The following is a 2,983-nucleotide window of genomic DNA, read 5'->3' as shown; positions in this document are numbered from 1 at the left end:
TAGCTGCGGTGCTGCGCGCCACCGTCGATAACCAGGTCCTCGCCCGTCATCCAGGGCGACTCCGCCAAGAACATCACCGCGCGGGCCACGTCCTCGGCAGTGCCGAGGTGGTCGGTCAGAGAGTTCTCGGCGTATCCCTCGGTCAGGCCGGGGATCTGCAGGACGGGTTCGGTGAGCGGGGTGACGAGGAAGCCCGGCGAGATCGTGTTGACGCGGATACCGCGCTCCCCCAGCTCCAGCGCGGCGACCTGCGCGAGCGAGACCAGGCCCGCCTTGGCGGCGCAGTACGCGGCCATCCCGCGGCCGGGCTGGCGGGCGTTGAGCGAGGCGATCGCCACCATCGCGCCGCCGTCGCGGACCACGCGGCCGCCGTGCTTGAAGACCAGGAACGCGCCGGTCAGGCACACATCCAGCACACGCCGGAACTCAGCCGTGTCGTGGTCGGTGACCAGCCCCAGCGTGCTCACGCCGGCGGTGGTGACGATGAGATCGGGCGCCGTATCGGCGAACAGCGCCTCGACGGAGGCCTCGTCGGTCACGTCGACGATCCGTGAGTCATGCGCGCCCACCACGTCGGCGCCGGCGGCCTGCGTTCCGGCACCATACGAACCGGCCTCGGGCGGTACCGCCTCGGTGAGGTCCGCGATCGTGACGCGCCACCCCGCCTGCGCCAGCACGTGTGCCGTGGCCGCGCCGATCCCGGAGGCGCCTCCCACCACCACTGCGTGGCGTGAATCCGTGTGTTCACCAGCAGCCATGAGAACTCCTCTGCGGGACGTAAGTTGTTGACGCCCGTCAACCTAGGGCCATAGTGTGACGAACACCATAGTTTCCGGGCGGATTGCCACGTCCCGGACTTCCCTGCCTAAGAGGTACTCCATGACACCCACTCCGACGGTCGCCGTGATCGGCGCGGGAATCAGCGGCCTGACCACGCTGAAGATGCTCGAGGACTACGGGATCGAGGCCGTGTGCTTTGAGGCCTCGGACCGGATCGGCGGAAACTGGGCGTTCGACAATCCCAACGGCAGTTCGAGCGCCTACCGATCCCTGCACATCGACACCTCCAAGCATCAGCTGAGCTTCCGCGACTTCCCGATGCCGGAGGAGTTTCCGGACTTCCCCCATCACACGCAGATCAAGCAGTACCTCGACTCCTACGCCGAGGCCTTTGACCTACTGAGATCCATCGAGTTCGAGACCCGCGTCGAGCACGCCCGGCGCCTGCCCGACGGCGGCTGGGAGCTGACCACCTCGCGCACCGGCGCCGCAGCAGGCGGAGCGACATCCCAGGGCGACGCCGCCGACACCGACACCCGTCGGTTCGACCTGCTTGTGGTCGGAAACGGCCACCACTGGGACCCGCGCTTCGCCAACTTCGCCGGGGAGTTCACCGGCGAGATGATCCACTCCCACGCCTACATCGACCCGTGGGAGCCGCTGCACCTGATGGACAAGAAGATCCTCGTGGTGGGCATCGGAAACAGTGCCGCCGACATCGCGGTGGAGCTCTCGTCCAAGGTCATGCGCAACGAAGTGGTGCTGTCCACCAGGTCGAGCGCGTGGATCGTGCCCAAGTACATCGCCGGAAAGCCGGCCGACAAGTACTTCGCGACGCTCCCGTACGTCCCGTACTCGTGGCAGCGCAAGGCGATCCAATTGATGCAGCCAGTGTCCGCGGGGCGACCCGAGTCGTACGGTCTGCCGACGCCCAACCACAAGTTCTTCGAGGCGCACCCCACGCAGTCAGTGGAGCTTCCGCTGCGCCTGGGCTCGGGCGACGTGGTGGCCAAGGGCGACATCGCCCGGCTCGACGGGGAAACCGTGCACTTTGCTGATGGCACCAGCGATCAGTTCGACGTGATGATCCAGGCCACCGGCTACAACACCACGTTCCCGTTCTTCGACCGTGACTTCCTCAGCGCGGACGCCAACAACCACATCCCTCTCTACAAGCGGATGTTCTCGCCCGGAATCGGCAACCTGGTATTTGTTGGGTTCGCACAAGCCACGCCGACCCTGTTCCCGTTCGTCGAGGCTCAGGCCCGGCTCGTCGCTGCATGGGCGGCAGGCCTGTACGCCACCCCGGAGGAAGAGGAGATGCACCGCGTGATCGTGGAGGACGAGAGGAAGTACATCGGCCACATGCTCGACACCCCGAGACATCAGCAACAGGTCGACTACTTCCTGTACGAGCACGACCTGCGGACCGCGGAGATCCCGCAGGGCCTCGAACGGGCACGGCGTCGTAACACCTGGCGTAACAGCGTCGGTAACGTTGTCGGCGACGAGGGCAATAACGGCGTCGCCGCAGCGCAGGTGACGGCGTGAGCGCCGCCTCCGCGTCGGGGAACACCTCCCCGCGCGGTGACAAGCGGCGCGAGGCCATCCTGGCCGCGCTGGACGAGCGGCTCAAGACCACGGCGCTCGACGACATCTCGGTCGCAGACCTCACCGAGGCGGCGGGCATCACCCGGTCGGCGTTCTACTTCTACTTCGACTCCAAGGCTGCGGCGGTGTCGATGCTGTTGGTGGTGATCAACAAGGAGGCCGGCGAGGCGATCGACGAGATCGTCACAGGCGAGGGCGACTTCCGCCAGCGCGTCCACGCGGGTCTCGACCGGCTCGTCGCTCGGGTGCTCCAGGTGGAGCACATCTACCGGGCCCTGCTCACAGCGCGCACCCAGCACGAGCCGACGCGCGAGATGTGGGACGCCGGTCGTCGCTACAACGCGGAGCCGGTGGCCGACTTCATCCGCGCCGAACGCGACGCCGGCCGGGCCCCAGAGGGAGTGGACGCCTCCGCCCTGGCCGAGGGCCTGATCCACATCAACGAGACCGTGCTCGAGCGGGTCGTCTACCACCAGGAAGCACCGCGCGAACAGCTGTTGGCCACCGCCGCCGACATGTGGGTCCGCACCGTCTACGGACGGCCCGGCCCCGAGGTCGACGCCGGCCCCTCGCCCACGACCACCACCGCCGA

The 2,983-nt window shown here is 67.5% G+C and carries 3 protein-coding genes; 2 read left to right on the top strand and 1 reads right to left on the bottom strand.

Annotated features, from left to right (window positions below; all coding sequences use genetic code 11):
- Positions 1 to 758, bottom strand: a 758-nt coding sequence (locus G6016_RS13945) for an SDR family NAD(P)-dependent oxidoreductase (RefSeq protein WP_182633231.1), incomplete at its 3' end; no start/stop codon positions are given.
- A 121-nt stretch (positions 759 to 879) separates the two neighbouring features.
- On the opposite strand from G6016_RS13945, the gene G6016_RS13940 reads away from it, so the two are divergent.
- Together G6016_RS13940 and G6016_RS13935 are read left to right on the top strand one after the other, a co-directional pair.
- Entirely contained in the window at positions 880 to 2,331 is a 1,452-nt protein-coding gene (locus tag G6016_RS13940; protein ID WP_182633230.1) for a flavin-containing monooxygenase, read from the top strand.
- A partial coding sequence (locus G6016_RS13935) for a TetR family transcriptional regulator (RefSeq protein ID WP_182633229.1) occupies positions 2,328 to 2,983 on the top strand: 656 nt, incomplete at its 3' end. The genes G6016_RS13940 and G6016_RS13935, both read left to right, overlap by 4 nt.

Origin of the sequence: Dietzia aerolata (assembly GCF_014144865.1) — a bacterium.
Classification (GTDB): Bacteria; Actinomycetota; Actinomycetes; order Mycobacteriales; family Mycobacteriaceae; genus Dietzia; species Dietzia aerolata.
This window is presented reverse-complemented; position numbering and strand designations above follow the sequence as displayed.